Annotated in this window: 20 protein-coding genes; 11 read left to right on the forward strand and 9 right to left on the reverse strand. The window is 69.7% G+C overall.

The genetic code is table 11. From position 1 onward, the window contains the following. The first annotated feature begins 3 nt into the window (after window positions 1-3). The 4 genes from ACYVO7_RS05575 to ACYVO7_RS05590 all read left to right on the forward strand — a co-directional run bounded on the left by ACYVO7_RS05575 (window position 4) and on the right by ACYVO7_RS05590 (window position 3,211). Window positions 4-831, forward strand: coding sequence for a sugar phosphate isomerase/epimerase family protein (locus ACYVO7_RS05575; protein WP_460448843.1), 828 nt, complete (start codon window positions 4-6; stop codon window positions 829-831). Window position 832: 1 nt separating this feature from the next. Beyond that, window positions 833-1,651, forward strand: a complete 819-nt coding sequence (locus tag ACYVO7_RS05580) for a sugar phosphate isomerase/epimerase family protein (RefSeq protein ID WP_460448844.1) — start codon at window positions 833-835, stop codon at window positions 1,649-1,651. Between the two features lie 34 nt (window positions 1,652-1,685). Continuing rightward, window positions 1,686-2,444, forward strand: a complete 759-nt coding sequence (locus ACYVO7_RS05585) for an SDR family NAD(P)-dependent oxidoreductase (RefSeq protein WP_460448845.1) — start codon at window positions 1,686-1,688, stop codon at window positions 2,442-2,444. Window positions 2,445-2,512: 68 nt separating this feature from the next. Next, window positions 2,513-3,211 (forward strand): hypothetical protein, encoded by a 699-nt coding sequence (locus ACYVO7_RS05590; RefSeq protein ID WP_460448846.1) that lies wholly within the window; start codon window positions 2,513-2,515, stop codon window positions 3,209-3,211. Between the two features lie 129 nt (window positions 3,212-3,340). Here ACYVO7_RS05590 and ACYVO7_RS05595 read toward each other — a convergent pair whose 3' ends face one another. From ACYVO7_RS05595 to ACYVO7_RS05630, 8 genes are all read right to left on the reverse strand, one after another. Next, window positions 3,341-4,072 carry an amino acid ABC transporter ATP-binding protein gene (locus ACYVO7_RS05595; RefSeq protein ID WP_460449125.1) on the reverse strand — a complete coding sequence of 244 codons (732 nt, stop codon included), beginning with the start codon at window positions 4,070-4,072 and terminating at the stop codon, window positions 3,341-3,343. A 64-nt stretch (window positions 4,073-4,136) separates the two neighbouring features. Further along, entirely contained in the window at window positions 4,137-4,781 is a 645-nt protein-coding gene (locus tag ACYVO7_RS05600) for an amino acid ABC transporter permease (protein ID WP_460448847.1), read from the reverse strand. Between the two features lie 10 nt (window positions 4,782-4,791). Then, on the reverse strand, window positions 4,792-5,454 hold the full coding sequence (locus tag ACYVO7_RS05605; RefSeq protein WP_460448848.1) for an amino acid ABC transporter permease: 663 nt from the start codon (window positions 5,452-5,454) through the stop codon (window positions 4,792-4,794). Continuing rightward, the gene (locus ACYVO7_RS05610) at window positions 5,451-6,335 is read right to left on the reverse strand and encodes a sugar phosphate isomerase/epimerase family protein (protein ID WP_460448849.1); all 885 of its coding nucleotides are present in this window, start codon (window positions 6,333-6,335) and stop codon (window positions 5,451-5,453) included. Before ACYVO7_RS05610 ends, ACYVO7_RS05605 begins: the two co-directional genes overlap by 4 nt. After that, window positions 6,335-7,390 (reverse strand): Gfo/Idh/MocA family protein, encoded by a 1,056-nt coding sequence (locus tag ACYVO7_RS05615; protein ID WP_460448850.1) that lies wholly within the window; start codon window positions 7,388-7,390, stop codon window positions 6,335-6,337. Before ACYVO7_RS05615 ends, ACYVO7_RS05610 begins: the two co-directional genes overlap by 1 nt. After that, window positions 7,390-7,824, reverse strand: a complete 435-nt coding sequence (aroQ, locus tag ACYVO7_RS05620; RefSeq protein WP_460448851.1) for a type II 3-dehydroquinate dehydratase — start codon at window positions 7,822-7,824, stop codon at window positions 7,390-7,392. The genes ACYVO7_RS05615 and aroQ overlap by 1 nt, the downstream gene beginning before the upstream one ends. Window positions 7,825-7,911: 87 nt before the next feature. Beyond that, window positions 7,912-8,748, reverse strand: coding sequence for a transporter substrate-binding domain-containing protein (locus ACYVO7_RS05625; RefSeq protein WP_460448852.1), 837 nt, complete (start codon window positions 8,746-8,748; stop codon window positions 7,912-7,914). Window positions 8,749-8,923: 175 nt separating this feature from the next. Next, the gene (locus tag ACYVO7_RS05630; RefSeq protein WP_460448853.1) at window positions 8,924-9,313 is read right to left on the reverse strand and encodes a YybH family protein; all 390 of its coding nucleotides are present in this window, start codon (window positions 9,311-9,313) and stop codon (window positions 8,924-8,926) included. 185 nt (window positions 9,314-9,498) lie between these two features. Between ACYVO7_RS05630 and ACYVO7_RS05635 the strand changes: the two genes are divergently transcribed. Genes ACYVO7_RS05635 through ACYVO7_RS05660 form a run of 6 tightly spaced genes read left to right on the forward strand, consistent with a single transcriptional unit; the run spans window position 9,499 to window position 16,880 of the window. Further along, a complete protein-coding gene (locus ACYVO7_RS05635; protein ID WP_460448854.1) occupies window positions 9,499-11,331 on the forward strand; it encodes a gamma-glutamyltransferase family protein in 1,833 nt (610 codons plus the stop codon). 38 nt (window positions 11,332-11,369) lie between these two features. Continuing rightward, complete coding sequence (locus ACYVO7_RS05640; protein ID WP_460448855.1) at window positions 11,370-12,890, forward strand: ABC transporter substrate-binding protein; 1,521 nt, start codon at window positions 11,370-11,372, stop codon at window positions 12,888-12,890. A gap of 50 nt (window positions 12,891-12,940) precedes the next feature. Then, a complete protein-coding gene (locus ACYVO7_RS05645; protein WP_460449126.1) occupies window positions 12,941-13,936 on the forward strand; it encodes an ABC transporter ATP-binding protein in 996 nt (331 codons plus the stop codon). Continuing rightward, window positions 13,933-15,048, forward strand: a complete 1,116-nt coding sequence (locus ACYVO7_RS05650) for an ABC transporter ATP-binding protein (protein WP_460448856.1) — start codon at window positions 13,933-13,935, stop codon at window positions 15,046-15,048. Before ACYVO7_RS05645 ends, ACYVO7_RS05650 begins: the two co-directional genes overlap by 4 nt. Window positions 15,049-15,051: 3 nt before the next feature. After that, entirely contained in the window at window positions 15,052-15,993 is a 942-nt protein-coding gene (locus tag ACYVO7_RS05655; RefSeq protein ID WP_460448857.1) for an ABC transporter permease, read from the forward strand. A gap of 20 nt (window positions 15,994-16,013) precedes the next feature. Next, the gene (locus ACYVO7_RS05660) at window positions 16,014-16,880 is read left to right on the forward strand and encodes an ABC transporter permease (protein ID WP_460449127.1); all 867 of its coding nucleotides are present in this window, start codon (window positions 16,014-16,016) and stop codon (window positions 16,878-16,880) included. Between the two features lie 52 nt (window positions 16,881-16,932). Here the strand turns inward: ACYVO7_RS05660 and mddA are convergent, their stop codons facing one another. Next, window positions 16,933-17,727, reverse strand: a complete 795-nt coding sequence (gene mddA, locus ACYVO7_RS05665; RefSeq protein ID WP_460448858.1) for a methanethiol S-methyltransferase — start codon at window positions 17,725-17,727, stop codon at window positions 16,933-16,935. Window positions 17,728-17,989: 262 nt separating this feature from the next. On the opposite strand from mddA, the gene ACYVO7_RS05670 reads away from it, so the two are divergent. Further along, a complete protein-coding gene (locus tag ACYVO7_RS05670) occupies window positions 17,990-19,729 on the forward strand; it encodes a cache domain-containing protein (RefSeq protein ID WP_460448859.1) in 1,740 nt (579 codons plus the stop codon). Window positions 19,730-19,858 lie beyond the last annotated feature (129 nt).

Consider the following 19,858-nt stretch of genomic DNA (forward strand, 5'->3'; position numbering starts at 1 on the left):
CCCATGCCGTCTCACGCCATCGGCCTCGCGCCGCTCGGGTTTCTCGACCTCTCGCCGCCGGATTTCGTCCGGACGGCGGGCGCCGCCGGCTTCGGGTCCGTCGGGATCAGGACCCGGGCGGCGGTCCCGGGAGGCGTCGAGCACCCGATGGACCGGAACCCCGCCCTCATGCGCGAGACCCGGGAGGCCATCGCGGCGACCGGCGTGCGCGTGGTCGGCGTCGAGCAGGTCAGCCTGTTTCGCGACACCGTCATCGACACGGTGCGCCCCATGCTGGAGGCCGGCGCCGCCATCGGGGCGACCCGCGTGCTCTGCTCCGGCGACGACGAGGACCTCGCGGTCGTGGCCGACCGCTTCGCCGAGCTGTGCGAAGCCGCCGCCGCGTTCGGCCTCACGGTGGACCTGGAGTTCATGCCGTTCCGCGCGCTCAAGACCTTGGAGCAGGCCCGCCAGACGATTCTGCGCTCGGGGGCCCACAACGCCGCCATCGCGGTCGACGCGCTGCACCTGATGCGCTCGGGCGGCGGCCCGGCCGCCCTCGCGGCGATCGAGCCCAGGCTCATCGGCTGCGTCCAGCTCTGCGACGCGCCCGCGGTCCCGCCCGCCGCCGCCGACCTGGCCGCGGAGGCGCGCGAGCGGCGGCTGCCCCCGGGCGAGGGAGGGCTCCCGCTGAGGGCCATCCTCGACGCGGTCGGGCCGGATCGCCCGATCGACGCGGAGGTTCCGCTCGGCCGGTCCATGCCGGACGCCGATCCGCTCCAGCGCGCGACGCTCGTCTATCAGGCGACCGCGCGCGTCCTCGCCGCCGCCCGGCCCGGCCAGGGCGCCTGAGATGGCCAAGGGCGGCCTCGGGGCGCACACCTTCGGCTGCGTCTGGGACATGGACGCCGCCGCCGCCGTGGAGGCGCTGGCCGAGCAGGGCTTCACCCGCTTCGAGTTCATCGCCATGGCGCCGCATCTCGATCCGCGGCGCGCCTCGCCCGACGCGGCGCGGACGATCCGGCGCGCCCTGGAGGCCGCGCATGGCGAGGCGCTGGCGCTCGATCTCCCCAGCAACGACGTCAACCTCGCCAGCACGTCGCCCGACCTCGTCGACTTCACCATCGAGAGCTACGCGGCCGCCCTGCGCATGGCGGGCGAGATCGGGGCGCGCTGGGTCGTGGTGCTGCCCGGCCGCCGGCACATGCTGCTGCCCCCGCGCGACGACCGGCTTCTCGACGTCTTCCGCGGCGCCCTGGAGCGGCTGGTCCCGCTGGCGGAGCGCTCCGGCGTCCGGCTGCTGATCGAGAACCATCCGCAGACCCTGCTGCCCGACGCCGCCTCGATCGCGGCCTTCCTGGCCCGCGAGGGCCATGGGCTCGTCGACGCGCTCTACGACCTCGCGAACGGCGTCGCGATCGGCGAGGACCCCGGCGCCGCGCTCTCCGCGCTGGAGCCGTTCCTCGCCATGGTCCACGTCTCCGATACGCCCGCAGGCCAGTGGCGCCACGACCCCATCGGGACGGGCGCCGTCGACTTCGACGCCGCGCGCGACGCCCTGGCCCGCCTGAGCTTCGCGGGGCCGGTCGTCGCCGAGATCATCGCGCCGGATCCGGTCGCCCAGCTCGTCCGCGCCCGGGCCGCGCTGCAGGCGCGCGGCTGGCCCGTGTGAGGCTTCGCAAGAACGGTTGCTGGAGGACACGCACATGACGGATCGGCTCAGCGCGGCGGGCCCCGCCCGGCCGCGGATCGCGGTCATCACCGGCGGCGCCGGCGGGCTCGGCTACGCCATCGGCCGCCGCCTGGCCGCCAACGGCGACACGGTCGTCCTGTGGGACATCGACGCCGACGCCGTTCGAAGGGCGGCGGCCTCCCTGCCGGGAGCGCGCGCGGCGGTCGTCGACGTGACGCGGCAGGACTCGGTCGATCAGGCGGCCCGGGCCGTGATGGACGACCTCGGGGCGATCGACGTCCTCGTCAACTCGGCCGGGATCACCGGCCCCAACAAGCTCCTGGCCGACTACTCCTTCGAGGATTGGCGGCGCGTGATGGCGATCAATCTCGACGGGACCTTCCTGTGCTGCCGCGCGGTCACGCCCCTGATGCTGAAGGGCGAGAACGGTCGGATCGTCAACCTCGCCTCCATCGCCGGCAAGGAGGGCAACGCCAACGCCTCCGCCTATTCGGCCTCCAAGGCGGGCGTGATCGCGCTCACCAAGTCGCTCGGCAAGGAACTGGCGCAGACCAGCATCCGGGTGAACTGCGTCGCGCCGGCCGCGATCGAGACGGAGCTCCTGCGGCAGATGACGCCGGAATTCACGCAATTTGTCATCTCCAAGATCCCGATGGGGCGCCTCGGCCAGCCCGACGAGGTCGCCGCCATGGTGGAATGGCTGGCCTCCCCGGCCTGCTCGTTCTCGACCGGAGCCGTTTTCGACATCTCCGGCGGCCGCGCGACCTACTGAGCGGCCCCGCTTCCGCCCGCGACCGGGCGGCCTCCACGGGTTCACGACTTCAAGCAGGGACATCGACGATGAGCGGATTGTTGGGCCAGGGCGCCCTGGTGAACTGGGGCGGCGTCGTCGCCGAGCAGGAAGACGACTACAACATGTGGCACAGCCGCGAGCACATGCCGGAGCGCCTGGCGGTTCCGGGATTCCGGCGCGGCCGCCGCGGCGTCGCGGTGGACGGCGCGCCCGAGGCGCTGAAATATTTCATGATGTACGAGGCCGTGGACGCCGACGTGTTCATCTCGGCGCCCTACCTCTCGCGCCTGAACGACCCCACGCCTTGGACGCGCCGCATCCTGTCTGCCTATATCGCGCCGTCGCGCACGATCTGCCGGGTCGTCGCCACCAAGGGCTTCGGCGCCGGGGGATGGCTGGCGACGCTCCAGCTGCGGCAGGTGGACCGCGCGAAGCTCCGCGACTGGTCGCGCGGCGACTGGATCGACCGCGTCATGGGGATGAACGGCGTCCTGGCCGCCCACGCGCTGGAGGGCGATCCGCAGCTCGGCCAGCAGCCCACGGCCGAGAAGACGTTCCGCGAAAGCCGCGGCGACCGCGATGTGACCGTGGAGTTCGCGCTGCTGGTGGAAGGCTTCGACCTCGGCCCGACCGAACAGGCGGCCGCGTCCGTGGTGGAGCGCGTGCGAAGCGAGCTCGGCTGCGAGGCGCTGACGACGCTGTACCGGACGCAGCACGTGATCACGAACATCGACGTGGGCGCCTGAAGCGGCGCCCTCCCCGGCCTGCGGCGCCGAGAGCCTGCTGCGTTCAAAAGGAAACGCAGCAGGTTCCCGGTTGTGTGGTGGTCGCATGCTTCCAGCGAAAAGCCGGAGCCCATATTTTCGCAGCATCCTCTAGTGATGCCGCAGGATCTCGCCCAGGAAAGCGCGCGTGCGGTTGTGCTGCGGCGCCTTGAAGAAGCTCTCGGGATCGTTCTCCTCGACGATCTCGCCGTCCGCCATGAAGATCACCCGGTCGGCGACCTGGCGGGCGAAGCCCATCTCGTGGGTCACGCAGATCATCGTCATGCCGTCGCGGGCGAGCGACACCATGGTGTCGAGCACTTCCTTGACCATCTCGGGGTCCAGCGCCGAGGTCGGCTCGTCGAACAGCATGGCCTTGGGCTCCATGCAGAGCGCCCGCGCGATGGCGACGCGCTGCTGCTGCCCGCCGGACAGCTGCGCCGGGTATTTCTGGGCCTGATCGCCGATCCGAACCCGCTCCAGATACTTCTGGGCGATCTTCTCCGCCTCGGCGCGCGAGAGCTTGCGCACCCGCATCGGCGCGAGGATGCAGTTCTCCATCACGGTCTTGTGCGGGAAGAGGTTGAACTGCTGGAACACCATGCCGACCTCGCGCCGCACGGCGTCCACGGCCTCCTGGCTGTCGCTCAGCCGGTGCCCGCTGACGATGATCTCGCCGGCCTGCACGGGCTCGAGGTGGTTGATGCAGCGGATCAGCGTCGACTTGCCGGAGCCCGAGGGGCCGCACAGCACGATCTTCTCGCCCTGCGTCACCGTGAGGTCGACGCCCTTGAGGGCCTGGAAGGTCCCGTACCACTTGTCGACCTTGCGCATCTCGATCATCGGCGCGGCGCTGCGCGGGGAGGCGACGGCATCGGCGGGGGTCATGGTCGTCACTCCTTGATGCTCACTTGGCCGTCGCGGCCGACATGCGGCGCTCGAGCGCCCGGCCCCATAGCGACAGCGGCCAGCACATGGCGAAATACATCGCCCCGACCACGCCGAAGACCAGGATGGGCCGGTAGATCTGGTTCGACACGATCGAACCCGACCGGGTGAGCTCGATGAAGCCCACGATCGCGGCCAGCGACGTGCCCTTCAGCAGCTGCACGCTGAAGCCGACCGTGGCCGGCAGGGAGAGCTTGAACGCCTGCGGCATCACGACGTCCACCATGCGGCTCGTATCGTGCAGGCCCAGCGCCAGCGCGGCCTCGGTCTGTCCGTGCGGAACCGCCTGGATGGCGCCGCGCCAGATCTCGCCCAGGAAGGCCGACGCATGGGCCGTCAGCGCGATGCCGACCGCCGCCCAGGCCGGAAGATTGAACCCCAGCAGCGGCAGGCCGAAATAGGCGACGAAGAGCTGCATCAGCAGCGGCGTGCCCTGGAACAGCCCGATCCAGGCGATCGCCGGGATGCGCAGCCAGGGCTTGTCCGACACCCGCATCAGCGCGATCAGCACCCCGAACGGGATCCCGCCCGCGAAGCCCATGGCGGCCAGGGCGAGCGTCCAGCCCAGGCCCTGCAGAAGATAGACGACGTGCTGGAATTCCATGAGCGTCGCCTCAGCGCTGGGGATAGCTGAAGGCCCAGCGCCCGATGCCGGACAGGAGCCACATCGTCAGGAGCGAGATCAGCAGATAGATGAAGGTGAGGGTGAAATAGACCTCGAAGCTGCGGAAGGTCTCGGCCTCGATCCGCTGTCCCACATAGGTCAGCTCATAGGCGGAGATCGACGTGCAGATCGCGGTCGTCAGCGTGAGCAGGATGAACTGGCTCGACAGCGAAGGGTAGATCGCCCGCAGCGCCGGCCGCAGCACGATGAACCAGAACACCTCGTGCTTGTGCAGGCCGAGCGCCAGGCCCGCCTCCGTCTGCCCTTTCGGGATGCTCTCCACGCCGCCGCGGATGATCTCGATGGCGTAGGCGCCGCCGTTCAGCCCCAGCGCGATGATCGCCGTGACGGTCGGGCTGAACCGGACGCCCGCGAGCGGCAGGGCGAAGTAGATGAAGAAGATCTGCACCAGGAAGGGCGTGTTGCGGATGACCTCGATGAAGGCGTTCACCAGCAAGGACGGAAACGCCCTCTGCGAGCGCAGCACCGCGACGCCGAGCACGCCGATGACGAGGGCGAGCGTCATGCCGGACAGCGCGAGATACATGGTGCCGAGCGCGCCCGACAGGATCGCCGGCCACGCGTCGAACACCACGCTGAAATCGAGCTTCACGATCCTGCCCCCGTCCCCTGCGATCGGCCGGCGCCGGCCTCCAGTCTATCCGACAATCCCGGCCTGTCCTGGGGTTTGATCTCTCCCAGCGTCGCCTTGGCCGAGGCCAGTCCGCGCTTGGCCCAGGCCGCCGGCGACCAGCCGGCCGACTCCGCGTCGTTGGGGACCTCGACCGCGATCGGAAGGCCCGCCGGAAGGGCGGCGAAGATGGGCGCAAGGTCGATGCCGCCCTCGCCGGGCATCAGCCGCGCGTGGCGCGCCGCATGGTTCAGCACCTCACGGGAGGACGGAATGTCGGCCGGCCCGTCGCAGATCTGGGCGTAATGGAGCCACGCCGGCGGCAGGGCCGCGATGTCGGCGACCGGCGTCCGCGAGCGCGACACGTGCAGCGCGTCGACGATCACGCCCTGGTTGGGCTGGCCGGCGGCCTCCAGCACCCGCCGCGCGGCGGCCAGGTCGCGGAGCTCCGATTGCGGCATGAACTCCAGGTCCATGCAGAGGCCGAAGGGCGCCGCCGCGGCGCAGAGCTGCGCGTAGGAGGCCGTCAGCCGGCTCTCGTCCGGGTCGTCCCCGGCGACCAGCAGGACCCGGGCGCCCAGGTCGGCGGAGCACTCCAGCAGCCGCAAATGGCGGTCGACTTCGAAATCGGGTCCCAAGCGGACCATCTCGACGTCGAAGACGCCGATTCCGCGATCCGCCATCAGGCTGCGCAGGTCGCGCACCCGCGTGGGCTGGTCCATCAGCGGGAAGGCGACGCCGCCCGGCGAGGCCGGCGCGAGACGCAGGCCCACGAAGTCGTACCCGGCCTCGGCGGCCGCCCGCGCCGCGTCTTCCGGCGCGGCGCCGAGGCACGTCAGGAACGACAGCGACCACTGGCGCATCAGGACAGGGCCCCGGCCTCGGCCAGCATCTCGGCGATCGTGACGGAGCGGTTCTCCTGCCCGGCCCGAGCCGCCGCCAGGGTGGCGGCCAGCGTCAGCATCCCGTCCCGCGCCGAGGTGAGCGGGGCGGCGTCGCCGCGGATGACGTCGAGGAAGTGGTCGAGCTGGTTCACATAGGTCAGCGACCGCTCGGGCGCCCGATGCTCGCGCACCAGCGGGTCCTGCCAGTCTCCGTCCGGCTTGTCGTGACGCCACAAATAGAGGTCGGACACCGACAGCGAAGCCTTCCGGCCCGCCAGGAACAGGCAGGCGCCCGGCTGGGTCGGATGGTAGAGCGCCTGGCCCGACGTGTACTCCCAGGCCCAGGGGCTGACCGCCGCGTCCGAGATCACGAAGGACCCGAGCGCGCCGTTCTCGAAGCGGATGGCGAGGCTGGCCGTGTCCTCCACCGCAAAACCGCGCACGGCCGACGACGTGAAGGCCCGGACGCTCTCGATCTCGCCCACGAGCCAGCGCAGGACGTCGATGTCGTGGATCAGGTTGATCAGCAGCACGCCGCCGCCGGGCTTGCGGCGCCAGTCGACGAAATAGCCGTCCGGCTTGTCGAAGAGCGTCATGCCGTTGACGGCCACCAGCGGCCCGAGCGATCCGTCCTCGATCGTCTTCTTGGCCGCACGGATGTCGGGGCTGTGCCGGCGCTGGTGGCCGACGAGCACCGGAACGCCGGTCCGTTCGGACGCCTGCACGATGGCGAACGCCGACGCGACGCTGTCGGCGACCGGCTTTTCGACGAGGCAGGGGAGCCCGCGTTCGATGCAGGCCACGGCGACCGGCTCATGCAACTGGTTCGGCAGGGCCACGATGACGCCGTCCGGCCTCGTCGCGTCCAGCATGGACTGGAGGTCGGCGTGGCATGGCGCGCCCATGCGCCGGGCGAGTTCGGCCGCCTCGGGGGACGGGTCGCAGACCGCGGCCAGCGTTACGCCCGGATGAGCGGCGATCAGCGCGGCGTGCTCCCGTCCGATCAGGCCTGCGCCGACCAAAGCGAGGCGCATCACCGCGTCATCTCCGCCATGGCGCGCAGCGCGAGGCGATAGCCGAGGGCGCCGAACCCGGCCATCACGGCCGTCGCCGTCCGGGACACGAGCGACTTGTGGTAGATGTCCTCGCGTTTGTGCACGTTGGACAAATGGAGTTCGATCTTCGGACCGTCGAACATCTTCAGCGCGTCCAGGATCGCGATGGACGTGAAGGTGTAGCCCGCCGGATTGATGATGATGCCGGCCGCCTGCTTCCGGGCCGCGTGGATCGCCTCGATGATCTCGCCTTCGAAATTCGACTGGCGAAAGTCGATCTCCAGCCCGAGCTCCCGGGCGTCGGCCTCGCACCACTGGCGGATCTCGTCGAGCGTCGTGGAGCCGTAGATCTCGGGCTCACGCTCCCCCAACAGGTTCAGGTTGGGGCCGTTCAGGATGAAGATCGTCGGCATCTTGCGTGTTCCGGGGGAGGGCGCGCGACGCGGCGGGCCTGGCCGCCGCGTCGCCTGACGTCGAGCCTCTCTGAAGGGAGAAGCGCGTTACTTCTTGGCCGTGAAGGGCACGCCTTCGAGCGACTTCGGGAAGTCGGGCAGCGACGCGTTCAGCCACTTCTTGTTGATCGCTTCGAGCCGGCCGTCCGCCGTGATCTTGTCGACGAAGCTGTTCAGCCAGGCGTTGGTCTTCTCGTCGCCGAGCAGGCTGCAGATGCCCATCCACTGCTCGTTGAAGACCACCTTCTGCTCGAAGTCGTTTCCGGGCGCGGCCTTGTCGAGATTGATCTTGTAGGTGGTGTTGCCGCCGATGGCGTCCACCTGCCCGGACACCAGCGCCTGCATGTTCGAGCTGTCGTCGTCGAAGCGGCGGATGTTGGGGATGTCGCCCAGCGCCGTCGTGATGGCCTTGTCCTGCGCGGCGCCGCGCGGCACGCCGATGCGCAGGTTGCGGGCGTCCTCGATCTTCTCGATCTTGTGCTTCTTGCTGGCGAGCAGGATGATCTTGAGCCCCGCATAGGGCTTGGAGAACTGCACCGCTTTGGCGCGGTCCGGGTACATGCCCATGACGGCCATCTGCAGGTCCACCTTGCCGGTGAGCAGGTTGGGGATGCGGGCCGAGACGACGTTCGGCACGAACTCGACCTTGACGCCGAGCTCCTCGCCGATCAGCCGGCCGACGTCGACGTCGTAGCCGATGTTCTGGCCCGAGGAGTCGAAGGAGCCCCAGGGGGCCTGCTCGCCCATGACGCCGATCCGGATCACCCCGGCCTGCTTGGCCTTGTCGATGGTCTGCGCGACGGACGGGGTCGCGGCCGCGCCGATCAGACCGATCAGCGCTCCCACGGCCAGGGCCGCATTCCGCACGGCGTTCATGCTCGTCATGTCTGTCTCCTCCCTGTTTTTGTTCGAGGCTGCGCAGCGGCCACGTCCTGGCGACGGGTCCCCCGTTCGGCTTGGCTGTAAATTGACTAACTAGTTGGTCGATGTCCAGCGCGTTTCAGCCTGCGCGGCCCGAAACTGTCGGCCCGCCCTGCGATGTGAGGCGTGGATCCCGGCGCTATCCGCCCTCGATCTGGGAGACGTGGTTGAGCGCGATCACCCATCGCCCGTCGCGCTTGCGCATCAGGCGGGTGTTGACGCCCGTCTGGTTCCCGGCGGGTCGCACGAGCGCATAGTCGCTGATCAGCTGCGCCGCGTCCGGGGCGAGGATCTCGATGCGGATGTTCGAGAACGTCAGCTGGCCCTGCGAGCCGGGCGAGCCGCCATAGTCGGCGATGTAATGGTCCAGCGTGCCCTGCCAGTCCTTCTGGATGCGCCCGCGCGAGACGAAGATGACGTCCGGATTGGCGAAGCCTTCCATGTAGCCGCGCAGGTCGCCCCTGTTCCAGGCGTCCTGCATGGCGGCGATCACGGCGCGGATGGCGGCTTCTTCTTCGGCGTTGGACATCGGCGGCTCGGACCTCGGGTGCGGGGCGGGCGAGCAGGACACACGCCCGGAGCATTGCACGCAAGAGATGTAGCGACCGCACCGTGCTGGGCTGGGTTGCGCTAAAGCGGTTGACCTCGGCGACCTCCGTTGAAATACGCATGGCCTGCGAGAGAGTTCTTCGCGTTCAGCAACTTGGAAGCGCCATGACGTTCACGACCCGACCTGAACTCAGGGGCACCTTCGGGGCCGTTTCGTCGACGCATTGGCTCGCCTCCACGGTCGGCATGTCGATCCTCGAGAAGGGCCACACGGCCTTCGACGCCGCCGTCGCGGCCGGGTTCGTGCTGCAGGTGGTGGAGCCGCATCTGAATGGCCCGGGCGGCGAAGTCCCCATCATCGTGACGCCCGCCGGCGCGGACGCGCCGATCGTGATCAGCGGGCAGGGCCCGTCGCCGGCCGCCGCGACCGTGGCCCATTTCCGTTCGCTCGGGCTCGACATCATTCCGGGCACCGGCCTGCTGCCGGCCTGCATCCCGGGCGCCTTCGGGGCCTGGCTGACGCTGCTGCGCGACTACGGTACCGCGGACCTCGAGGACGTGCTCGCGCCGGCGATCTCCTACGCCCGCACCGGCCACCCGCTGGTGCCGCGCATCGCCAACACGATCGCGCAGATGCGAGAGCTGTTCACCACGCATTGGCCGAGCTCGGCCGAGATCTACCTGCCAGGCGGCGTCGCCCCGGAGGCCGGGCGGCTGTTCCGCAATCCGCAGATCGCCGCCGTCTATGGCGAAATCCTGGAGCGGACGCGGGGCGCCGGCGGCCGCGAGGCGCGCATTCAGGCCGCGCTCGACTTCTGGTACCGGGGCCCGATCGCCGAACGCATCGCGGACTTCTGCGCCACGCAGGAGGTGTGGGACGTCTCGGGTCGCCGGCACAAGGGCCTGATCACCGCGCAGGACATGGCGGACTACGCGCCGAAGGTCGAGAAGCCGGTCTCGGTCGCGTATGGCGACTACGAGGTCTTCAAGTGCGGAGCCTGGTCGCAAGGCCCGGTGCTGCTGCAGATGCTGCAGATCCTGAAGGGCACGGACATCGACCGGCTCGACCCGACTGGCCCGGACTTCGTGCATCTCCTGGCCGAGACCGCAAAGCTCGCCATGGCGGATCGCGAGTGCTGGTACGGCGACAGCCCGGATGTGCCGCTTGAGACGCTACTGTCCGCCGCCTATGCGGATGAGCGCCGCGCGCTGATCGGCGCCGAGGCGTCGATGGCGTTCCGCACCGGCTCGCCCGACGGCCGCGCGCCGATTTTGCCGCCGCTGCGTCCCGTCGGGACCATTCCGCAGCCGGGCGTCGGCGGCGGCGAGCCGACGGTGGCGCGGCAGGTCGCGCCCGCGATCGACCGGCAGGGCGAGGCCGCCTTGACGCCCGAAGGCGCCCAGCGCGGCGACACCGTGCAGGTGAGCGCGGTGGACCGCTGGGGCAACATGGTGTCGGCGACGCCGTCCGGCGGCTGGTTCCAGTCGAGCCCGGTCATTCCGGGGCTGGGCTTCAGCCTCACCACGCGCGGCCAGATGTTCTGGCTGGAGGAAGGGCTCCCATCCAGCCTCAAGCCCTCCAGGCGGCCGCGCACCACGCTGACGCCCTCCACGGCCTTCCGCGACGGCAAGCCCTACATGGCCTTCGGCACGCCGGGCGGCGACCAGCAGGACCAGTGGCAGCTCATCATGCTGCTGCGCCACATCCACCACGGCATGAACCTGCAGGAGGCGATCGACGCCCCCTCGTTCCACACCGACCACCTGCCGAGCTCCTTCTGGCCGCGCGAGGTGAGCCTCGGCTCGCTGACGCTGGAATCCCGCTTCCCGCAAGCTGTGCAGGACGATCTCGCCCGGCGCGGCCACAGGATCACGGTCAATGATCCGTGGTCGGAGGGCCGGCTCGCCGCCGTGGCGCGGGAGATGGACGGCGAGGTGCAACTCGTGAAAGCGGGCGCGAACCCGCGCGGCGTGCAAGGCTACGCGGTCGCGCGATGACGCCCGCATCGAACAATCAAAACAGGAGAGGGACGTCGATGAAACCGATCTATCTCGCGCTCGCGGCCAGCCTGGCGCTCGGCGGCCTGGCGGCCGGCAGCGCCCCGGCCGCCGCGCAGAACACCCTGCGCATCGGCCTGCAGGACGATCCCGACACGCTGGACCCGGTGTCCAATTGGAGCTTCGTCGGCCGGCACGTGCTGCAGTCGCTGTGCGACAAGATCGTCGACATCGACGAGAACGGCCAGATCATCCCCATGCTGGCGACGAGCTGGGAGTGGAACGCCGACAGCACGGCGCTCACCCTGAAGCTGCGGCCCGACGCCGTGTTCCATGACGGGACCAAGATCGACGCCGCCGCGATCAAGTACAATCTCGACCGCGAGCTCACCATCAAGATCTCCCGCCGCAAGGCCGAGATCAGCGCCATCGCGTCCGTCGACGTGGTCGACCCGCTCACAGTGAAGATCAACCTGAAGGAGCCGTCGGTGCCGCTGCTCGCGGCGCTCAGCGACCGCGCCGGCATGATGATCAGCCCCAAGGCGGGCGAGGCCCTGGGCGAGAAGTTCACCGACGCGCCGGTCTGCTCCGGCCCCTACAAGTTCGTGGAGCGGGTCACGCAGGACCGCATCGTGCTGGACAAGTTCCCGCAATACTATGCGGCCGACAAGTTCCACTTCGACCGGCTGGTCTATCGCGGCATGCCGGACTCCAATGTCCGCCTGCTCAACCTGCGCTCGGGGCAGCTCGACCTGATCGAGCGCATGGCCGCCACCGACGTGAAGGCCGTCAAGGCCGACAAGGGCTTCACGGTCGTGCCCGTGGTCGGGCTCGGCTATTACGGCATCACCTTCGACATCAACGGCGAGGGCGCGGATCTCGACGCCGGCAAGAAGGAGCTCGTCCGCCAGGCCTTCAGCCTCGCGATCGACCGCGAGGCCATCAGCAACGTGGTGTTCGACGGGCAGGCCAGCATCGGCAACCAGCCCTTCCCGCCGACGAGCCCCTATTACGACAAGAAGTTCCCGGTGCCTGGACGCGACCTCGCGGCCGCCAAGAAGAAGATGGCCGAGGCCGGCGTGAAGTCCGTCAACCTGGAGCTGCTGGTGCCCACCGACGCCGAGCGCCAGCAGGTGGCCCAGCTCGTACAGGCCATGGTGGCCGAGGTCGGCATCACGATGACGATCAAGCCGACCGAGCTGATGACGCTGCTCGACATCGCCCGCCAGGGCAAGTTCGAGGCGCATCTGGTGGGCTGGAGCGGCCGCGTCGACCCGGACCTCAACATCACCCCGATGCTGGCATGCGGGGCGTCCGGCAACGACGCCAAGTACTGCAACAAGGATCTCGACGGGATCCTCGCCAAGGCGCGCTCCATCGGCGACGCCAACGCCCGCAAGGTCGAGTACGACAAGGCCAACGCGATCCTGCAGAAGGATCTGCCGATCGTGTACCTCTACCATTCGCAGTGGATCTTCGCGCACAACGCCAAGATCACCGGCATGAAGCCGGCCCCGGACGGCATCATCCGCCTCTCCGGCGTGAAGCGCGCGAACTGAGGCCGATGAGCATCTCCACCGCCTCGCCCGAGACCTCGCCGACCCGCTCCATGCGGGCCGGCGGGGACGCGCCCACTGTTCTGGACGTCCGAGACCTGCGGGTCACGTTCACGTCCGACGGGCGCACCGTGACGGCCGTGGACGGCGTCAGCTTCACGGTGAAGAAAGGCCGCACGCTCGCGATCGTGGGCGAGTCCGGCAGCGGCAAGAGCGTCACCTCGCTGGCGGTGATGCGGCTGTTGCCGGAGCACTCGGCCCGGATCTCCGGGTCGGTCGCGTTCGAGGGCCGCGAACTCCTCGCCGAGCCGAAGAGGGCCATGCGCGACCTGCGCGGCGACCGGATGGCGATGATCTTCCAGGAGCCGATGACGTCGCTGAACCCGTCCTACACGATCGGCGAGCAGATCAACGAAGTCATCCTGCGCCACCGCCCCTTCACCAAGGCGCAGGCGACCGACCATGGAATCGCGATGCTGCGCCTGGTGCGCATCCCGTCGCCCGAGGCGCGCTACGCGCAATACCCGCACAATCTCTCCGGCGGCATGCGCCAGCGCGTGATGATCGCCATGGCGCTGGCCTGCGACCCGGAGCTGCTGATCGCCGACGAGCCCACGACCGCGCTCGACGTCACCATCCAGGCGCAGGTCCTCGACCTGATGCGCGAGCTGCAGGGCAAGACGGGCGCCGCCGTCATTCTGATCACGCATGACCTCGGCGTAGTGGCGGAGGCCAGCGACGACGTCATCGTGATGTATGCCGGGCAGGTGGTGGAGCAGTGCTCGGTGGAGGACCTCTTCACCTTCCCGCAGCATCCCTACACGGTCGGGCTGCTTGGCTCGCTGCCGCGGCTGGACGAGAAGCGCGACCGCCTGGTCGCCATCACCGGAACGGTGCCCGACATGGCGCATCCGCCCTCGGGCTGCCGCTTCCAGGCGCGCTGCCCCTTCCGCATCGAAAAATGCGCCGAGACGCCCGCCCTCATGGAAATCACGCCCGGCCATTCCAGCCGCTGCTGGCGCGCGCCGCTGGAGACCCTGGTTCCGTGAACGCGTCCCTGTCGGCGGCCCCCGGGCCGATCATCGAAGTCCGCGACGTCGGCAAGAGCTACGTGGTGAAGCGCAGCGTCTTCGGCCGGCCGCTGGCGCGGCTCGGCGCCGTCGACGGCGTTTCGCTGGCGCTCATGCCGGGCGAGACGCTCGCGATCGTGGGCGAGTCCGGTTGCGGCAAGTCCACGCTGGGCCGGCTGATGATGCGGCTCATCGAGCCCAGCGCCGGGCAGGTCTTCATCGCCGGCCGCGACGTCACCGCGATGAGCCACGGCGCGATGCGCGAGCAGCGGCGGCACGTGCAGCTGATCTTCCAGGACCCCTACGCCTCCCTCAATCCGCGCATGACCATCGGGCAGACCATCGCCGAGCCGCTGATGCTGCAGAACATCGTGCCGGCCGGTCAGCGGGCGCAGCGCGTCGCCGAACTCCTCGACATGGTGGGCCTGCGGCCCGAGCTCGCGAACCGCTATCCGCACGAGTTCTCGGGCGGCCAGCGCCAGCGTGTGGTGATCGCCCGGGCGCTCGCCCCGGAGCCCGACGCCATCATCTGCGACGAGGCCGTTTCGGCGCTGGATGTCTCGATCCAGGCGCAGGTCCTGAACCTGCTCAAGGACCTTCAGGCGCGGCTCGGCCTCGCCTATGTGTTCATCTCGCACGATCTCGGCGTCGTGAAGCACATCGCCGACCGGGTCGCCGTGATGTATCTCGGCAAGATCGTCGAGATCGGCGCGGCGGACGAGATCTTCCACGCGCCGCGCCACCCCTACACGCGGGCGCTTTTGTCGGCCATCACGGTCGCGGCGCCGCCCAGCCGGCAGCGTGCGCGCGCCGCGAGGCTGCATGGCGACCTGCCGAGCCCGCTGGCGCCGCCGCAGGGCTGCCGTCTCCACACCCGCTGCCCGCATGCGCGGCCGGCCTGCCAGACGGTGGACATGAGCCTCGACGTCGAGCCCAGCGGCCACGCCAACGCCTGCGCGTTCTGGCGCGAGCTGCCGCCGCAGGACGAGTCGGAGCGCATCCGCGAGCCGCGCAACCCCAAGCTGGAGGAGCTCTTCGGAGCCTTCGAGGCCATGGCGGCGCAAAAGGCCGCGTCAGCGGCGGAGGGCTGAGCCATGTCCTCGCTGCTCCTGCGCCGGCTGCTGCAGCTGGTCCCCACCATCGTCATCCTGTCGCTGATCATTTTCTCGCTGCAGCACATGCTGCCCGGCGACCCGGCCCTCGTGCTCGCCGGCGAGAACCCCGACGAAGCGACGCTCGCCGCCATCCGGGCGCAGTACCACCTCGATCAGCCGATCGTGGTCCAGTACCTGTACTGGGTGAAGGGCGTGCTCACCGGCGACCTCGGCGAGTCCATGCGGCACAACCGGCCGGTGCTCGACCTCATCCTGCTGAAGCTGCCCGTGACGCTGCAGCTCGCCGTGATGGGCATCATCGTGGCGCTGGTTCTCGGCATCGCGGGCGGCGTGATCTCGGCGCTGCGCCAGAACACGCCGGTCGACTACGCCGCCAACATCGTGTCGCTGGCCGGCATCTCGGTGCCGAACTTCTGGCTCGGCATCATGCTGATCCTGTTCTTCTCCGTGCACCTCAATTGGCTGCCGGCCTCGGGCTTCGTCAGCCCCTGGGAGGACTGGCGCATGAACCTCGCCACCACGGTGATGCCGGCCTTCGTGCTCGGCACCGCCATCGCGGGCGTCATCATGCGACACACCCGCAGCGCCATGCTGCAGGCGCTGGAGAGCGACTATGTCCGCACCGCCCGCGCCAAGGGCCTGAGCGAGTGGGTGGTGGTGTTCAAGCACGCCATGCGCAACGCGCTGACGCCGATCATCACGCTGGGCGCGCTGGAGTTCGGCGCGCTCCTGTCGGGCGCGGTGCTCACCGAGCAGATCTTCACGATCCCGGGCTTCGGCAAGCTGATCGTCGACGCGGTGTTCACCCGCGACTACCCGGTGGTGCAGGGCGTCGTGCTGGTCACGTCGCTGTTCTACATCACTCTGAACCTGCTGGCCGACATCGGCTACATCCTGGTCAACCCGCGTTTGAGGAGCTGACCGTGGCGACTTCCCAAACGATCGCCGCTTCGCCCTCCGCCGTCCGGACTGGTCTGTTCCAGAGCCGCGTCTGGCGGCGGCTGGCCCGGCGCAAGAGCGCGCTGGTCGGGCTCGCGGTGGTGCTCCTGATGGTGTTCGTCGCCGTCTTCGCGCCGCTGCTCGCGCCCTATGATCCCATCGCGCAAAGTTGGACGGCGGTGCGCAAGGCGCCGTCGGCCGCCCATTGGCTCGGCACCGACGAGGCCGGCCGGGACATGCTGTCGCGCATCATCTGGGGCGCGCGCGCGTCCCTGATGGCGGGGCTGACCTCCGTCGGCATCGCGATGGCGATCGGCGTGCCGCTCGGGCTCGCGGCCGGCTTCCTGGGCGGCCTCGTGGACGGCCTCATCAGCCGCTTCACGGACGCCATGCTGGCCTGCCCCTTCCTGATCCTCGCCATCGCCTTCGCGGCCTTCTTCGGGCCGAGCCTGTTCAACGCCATGCTGGCGATCGGCATCACCGCCATGCCGCTGTTCATCCGGCTGACGCGCGGGCAGGTGCTCTCCATCAAGGCCGAGGACTACATCGAGGCGGCCAGCGCGGTCGGCAATCCGCAATGGCGCATCGCTGTGCGGCACATCCTGCCCAACATCCTGCCGCAGCTCATGGTGCAGGCGACCCTCACCATCGCGTCCGCGATCATCGCGGAGGCGAGCATGTCGTTCCTGGGGCTCGGCCTGCAGCCGCCCGCGCCGTCCTGGGGGTCGATGCTGAACTCCGCCCAGCGCTTCCTCGGCAACGCGCCCTGGATGGCGCTTTGGCCCGGCATCGCGATCTTCGCGACCGTGCTCTCCTTCAACCTTCTCGGCGACGGCCTGCGCGACGCGCTCGACCCGCGGTCGCGGTGACGCGAAAAGGCCGAGGCGCACCCGCCTCGGCCTCTGGAGACGCGGCGTCTCCTCACCCCTCGGTCGACGGCGCGGCCGGTCCAAACCTCTGGACCTCAGGCCCGTCCGACCGGCGCGCGGCGCCCAGCGACGGCGTCGGGATCAGCATGGAGACCCGCCTGCGGTAATCCGCATAGGCCTTGCCGAAATACGCCAGCAGATCGCGCTCCTCCAGCTGGATGCCCACCAGGATGTAGGCCGTGCACACGGCCGCGAACATCAGGTGTCCCGTCGTCATCACCGGCGCCGACCAGAACGCGACGATGAAGCCGAGATAGATGGGATGCCGGACCCAGCGATACAGGTAGGGCGTCTTGAACGCCGCCTGGGCCATGGGCCGCCCCGTCCAGCCGGCGAAGGCCTGGCGCAGGCCGAAAAGCTCGAAGTGGCTGATCATGAAGGTGCTCGCGAGCACGATCCCCCAGCCGAGCCAGAAGCCCGCGCGCAGGGCGCCGGCCATCATCCCGTGGGCCTCCCAGGCCACGCCCGGAAGCGGTCGCCACCTCCAGAACAGGAGCGCCAGGGCCGAGCTGGCGAGGAAGACGAACACGCTCCTCTCGATGGTCGACGGGACGAACCGCGTGAACCAGCGCTTGAAGGCGGGCCTCGCCATCACGCTGTGTTGCATCGCAAACAGCGTCAGCAAGGCCAGGTCGACGCCGACGCTGGCGACGGAGAGTTCGGCCGGGCCGTCGTCGATGCCCTTGGGAACCCCAAAGCCGCCCGTGAACCCGACGGCGTACAGGAACACGAGCAGGAAGAACGCGTAACTCAAGACGCCGAAACCCAGGCGAAGCGTTTTGGCCATGTGACCCTCCCTTGACGAGGAGAGCCTGACGGAGACGCCGGGCCCGCGATGTGCTGCGCGTCACAGCCGTTCCCCTCCCCGCCCGGGGAGGCCCGGCTTCGATCCTGGTCGAAACTCGTGCTACTCTGCGGGACACCGTCTCGTCCCGCGCCTCAGGTCGCGCGCCTGAGGGCCTCTTGAACGTCGGCGCGCCAGCGACGGCTTTCGGCGGCGAGCGGCGCCCGAATGGTCGAGTCGAAGCCGCTCACGCGAGCCGGTCCTCATGAAGTGGCGACCTCAAGTCCGCGGCCTCTTCCAAAAATACCTGCTCGTGCTGTTTGCGGCCGTCGTCGTCCCCCTGGCGGTGAACGGCGCCAGCGAGGCCTGGCTCGGCTATCGCGACCAGAGGGCGCGGCTGGACCAGCTGCTCGGCCTGCAGGCCACGTCGGCGGCGGCCAGGATCGAAGGCTTCCTGGACGGCCTCGCCAGCCAGCTGGGGTGGCTCGTGCAGCTGCCGTGGAGCGACGAGCCCGACGACCGGCGGCGGACCGACGCGCTGCGCCTCCTGCGCCAGACGCCGGCCGTCGCCAGCCTCACAATCGTCGACGGCGCGGGACGCGAGCGCCTCCACGTGTCGCGCATCGGCCTGAACCGGACCGAGAGCCGCGACGACCTCTCCGCCGAGCCGGCCGTCAAGGGCGCCTTCTCGGCCCGGATCTGGTACGGCGACGTCAGCTACAACCGGGGCTCCGAGCCCTATCTGACGGTGGCGATCGGCGGCAACCGCCGGTCCGTCGGCGTGGTCGTCGCGGAGGTCAACCTCAAGCTGATCTGGGACGTCATCTCGGCCATCAAGGTCGGCGAGACCGGCTTCGCCTTCGTCCTGGACAGCCCGGGTCGGCTCATCGCCCATCCGGACATCAGCCTGGTCCTGCGCGGGGCCGACGAGGTCACGCTGAAGCCGTTCCGCGCCATCCGCCTGGCCGTGGGCCGCGCGGGCGCCGGCATCGCGACAGGCCGGGACGCCCACGGCGCCGCCGTCGCGGCGGCGGCCGCTCCGGTGCCGGGCCCGGACTGGACCGTCGTCGTCGAACAGCCTTTGTCCGAAGCCTTCGGCCCCATCTATGACGCGCTGCGCCGGACAGCCGGGCTGCTCCTCGCCGGCGCGGGCTTCGCGGGCCTCCTCGCCTATGTCCTGGCGTTGCGAATGACGAAGCCGATCCGGCTTCTCGAAGAAGGCGCCGAGCGCATCGGAGCCGCCGACTTCGAGCACCGCATTTCGATCAAGTCCGGCGACGAATTCGAGCGCCTGGCGGAACGGTTCAACATCATGGCCGCCGAGCTGGCCGTCTCGCGGGAGCGCGAGGAGCGCATCGCCCGGCTCCGGCGGTTCCTCGCCCCCCAGGTGGCCGAACTGGTGGACCGGACGGGCGACGACAGTGTCCTCGACGGGCGCCGCACCAATGTGGTGGTCGTCTTCGGCGACCTGCGGGGCTTCACGGCCTTCTCGGCGCGGTCGACCCCCGAGGAGGTGATGAGCGTCCTCGCCGAGTATTACGAGACGCTGGGCAAGGTCATCACCCGCCATGCGGCGACGCTCATCAGCTACTCGGGCGACGGCCTCATGGTCCTCATCAACGCTCCCGTCCCGGTGGACGATCCCGCCCTCCAGGGCGCCGACCTGGCGGTGGAGATGCAGCGCGACGTCCAGGAGCTGCTCGTCGGCTGGCGGGCCCGCGGCTACCTGATCGGGTTCGGCGTGGGCCTGTGCATGGGCGCGGCCACGGTGGGCCGGATCGGATATGAAAGCCGGCTGGACTACACGGCGATCGGGGCGGTCGTGAACCTCGCCGCCCGGCTCTGCGCCTCGGCCGCCGACAGGGAGATCCTGATGGACGCCACGGTCGCCGACGCCGTGCGCGGCAAGCACGCCGTCGGCGCGCTCGGCGCGCTGCCCATCAAGGGCTACGACGAGGAGGTCGCGGTGTTCCGGATCGCCATCGGCGAGCCCGTCCTCCGCTGACCCCGTCCGGGCGGGCGCATGCCTCGTCCGACTGTCGAAGAGCCGGCGCTTCGGGTATCGTGCGGCGGCCTCGTCGAGATCCACGCGACTGGAGGACATGACGGTGATGACGGCCGACGCCAGGGCTGA

The organism is Alsobacter sp. SYSU BS001988 (genome assembly GCF_054796215.1).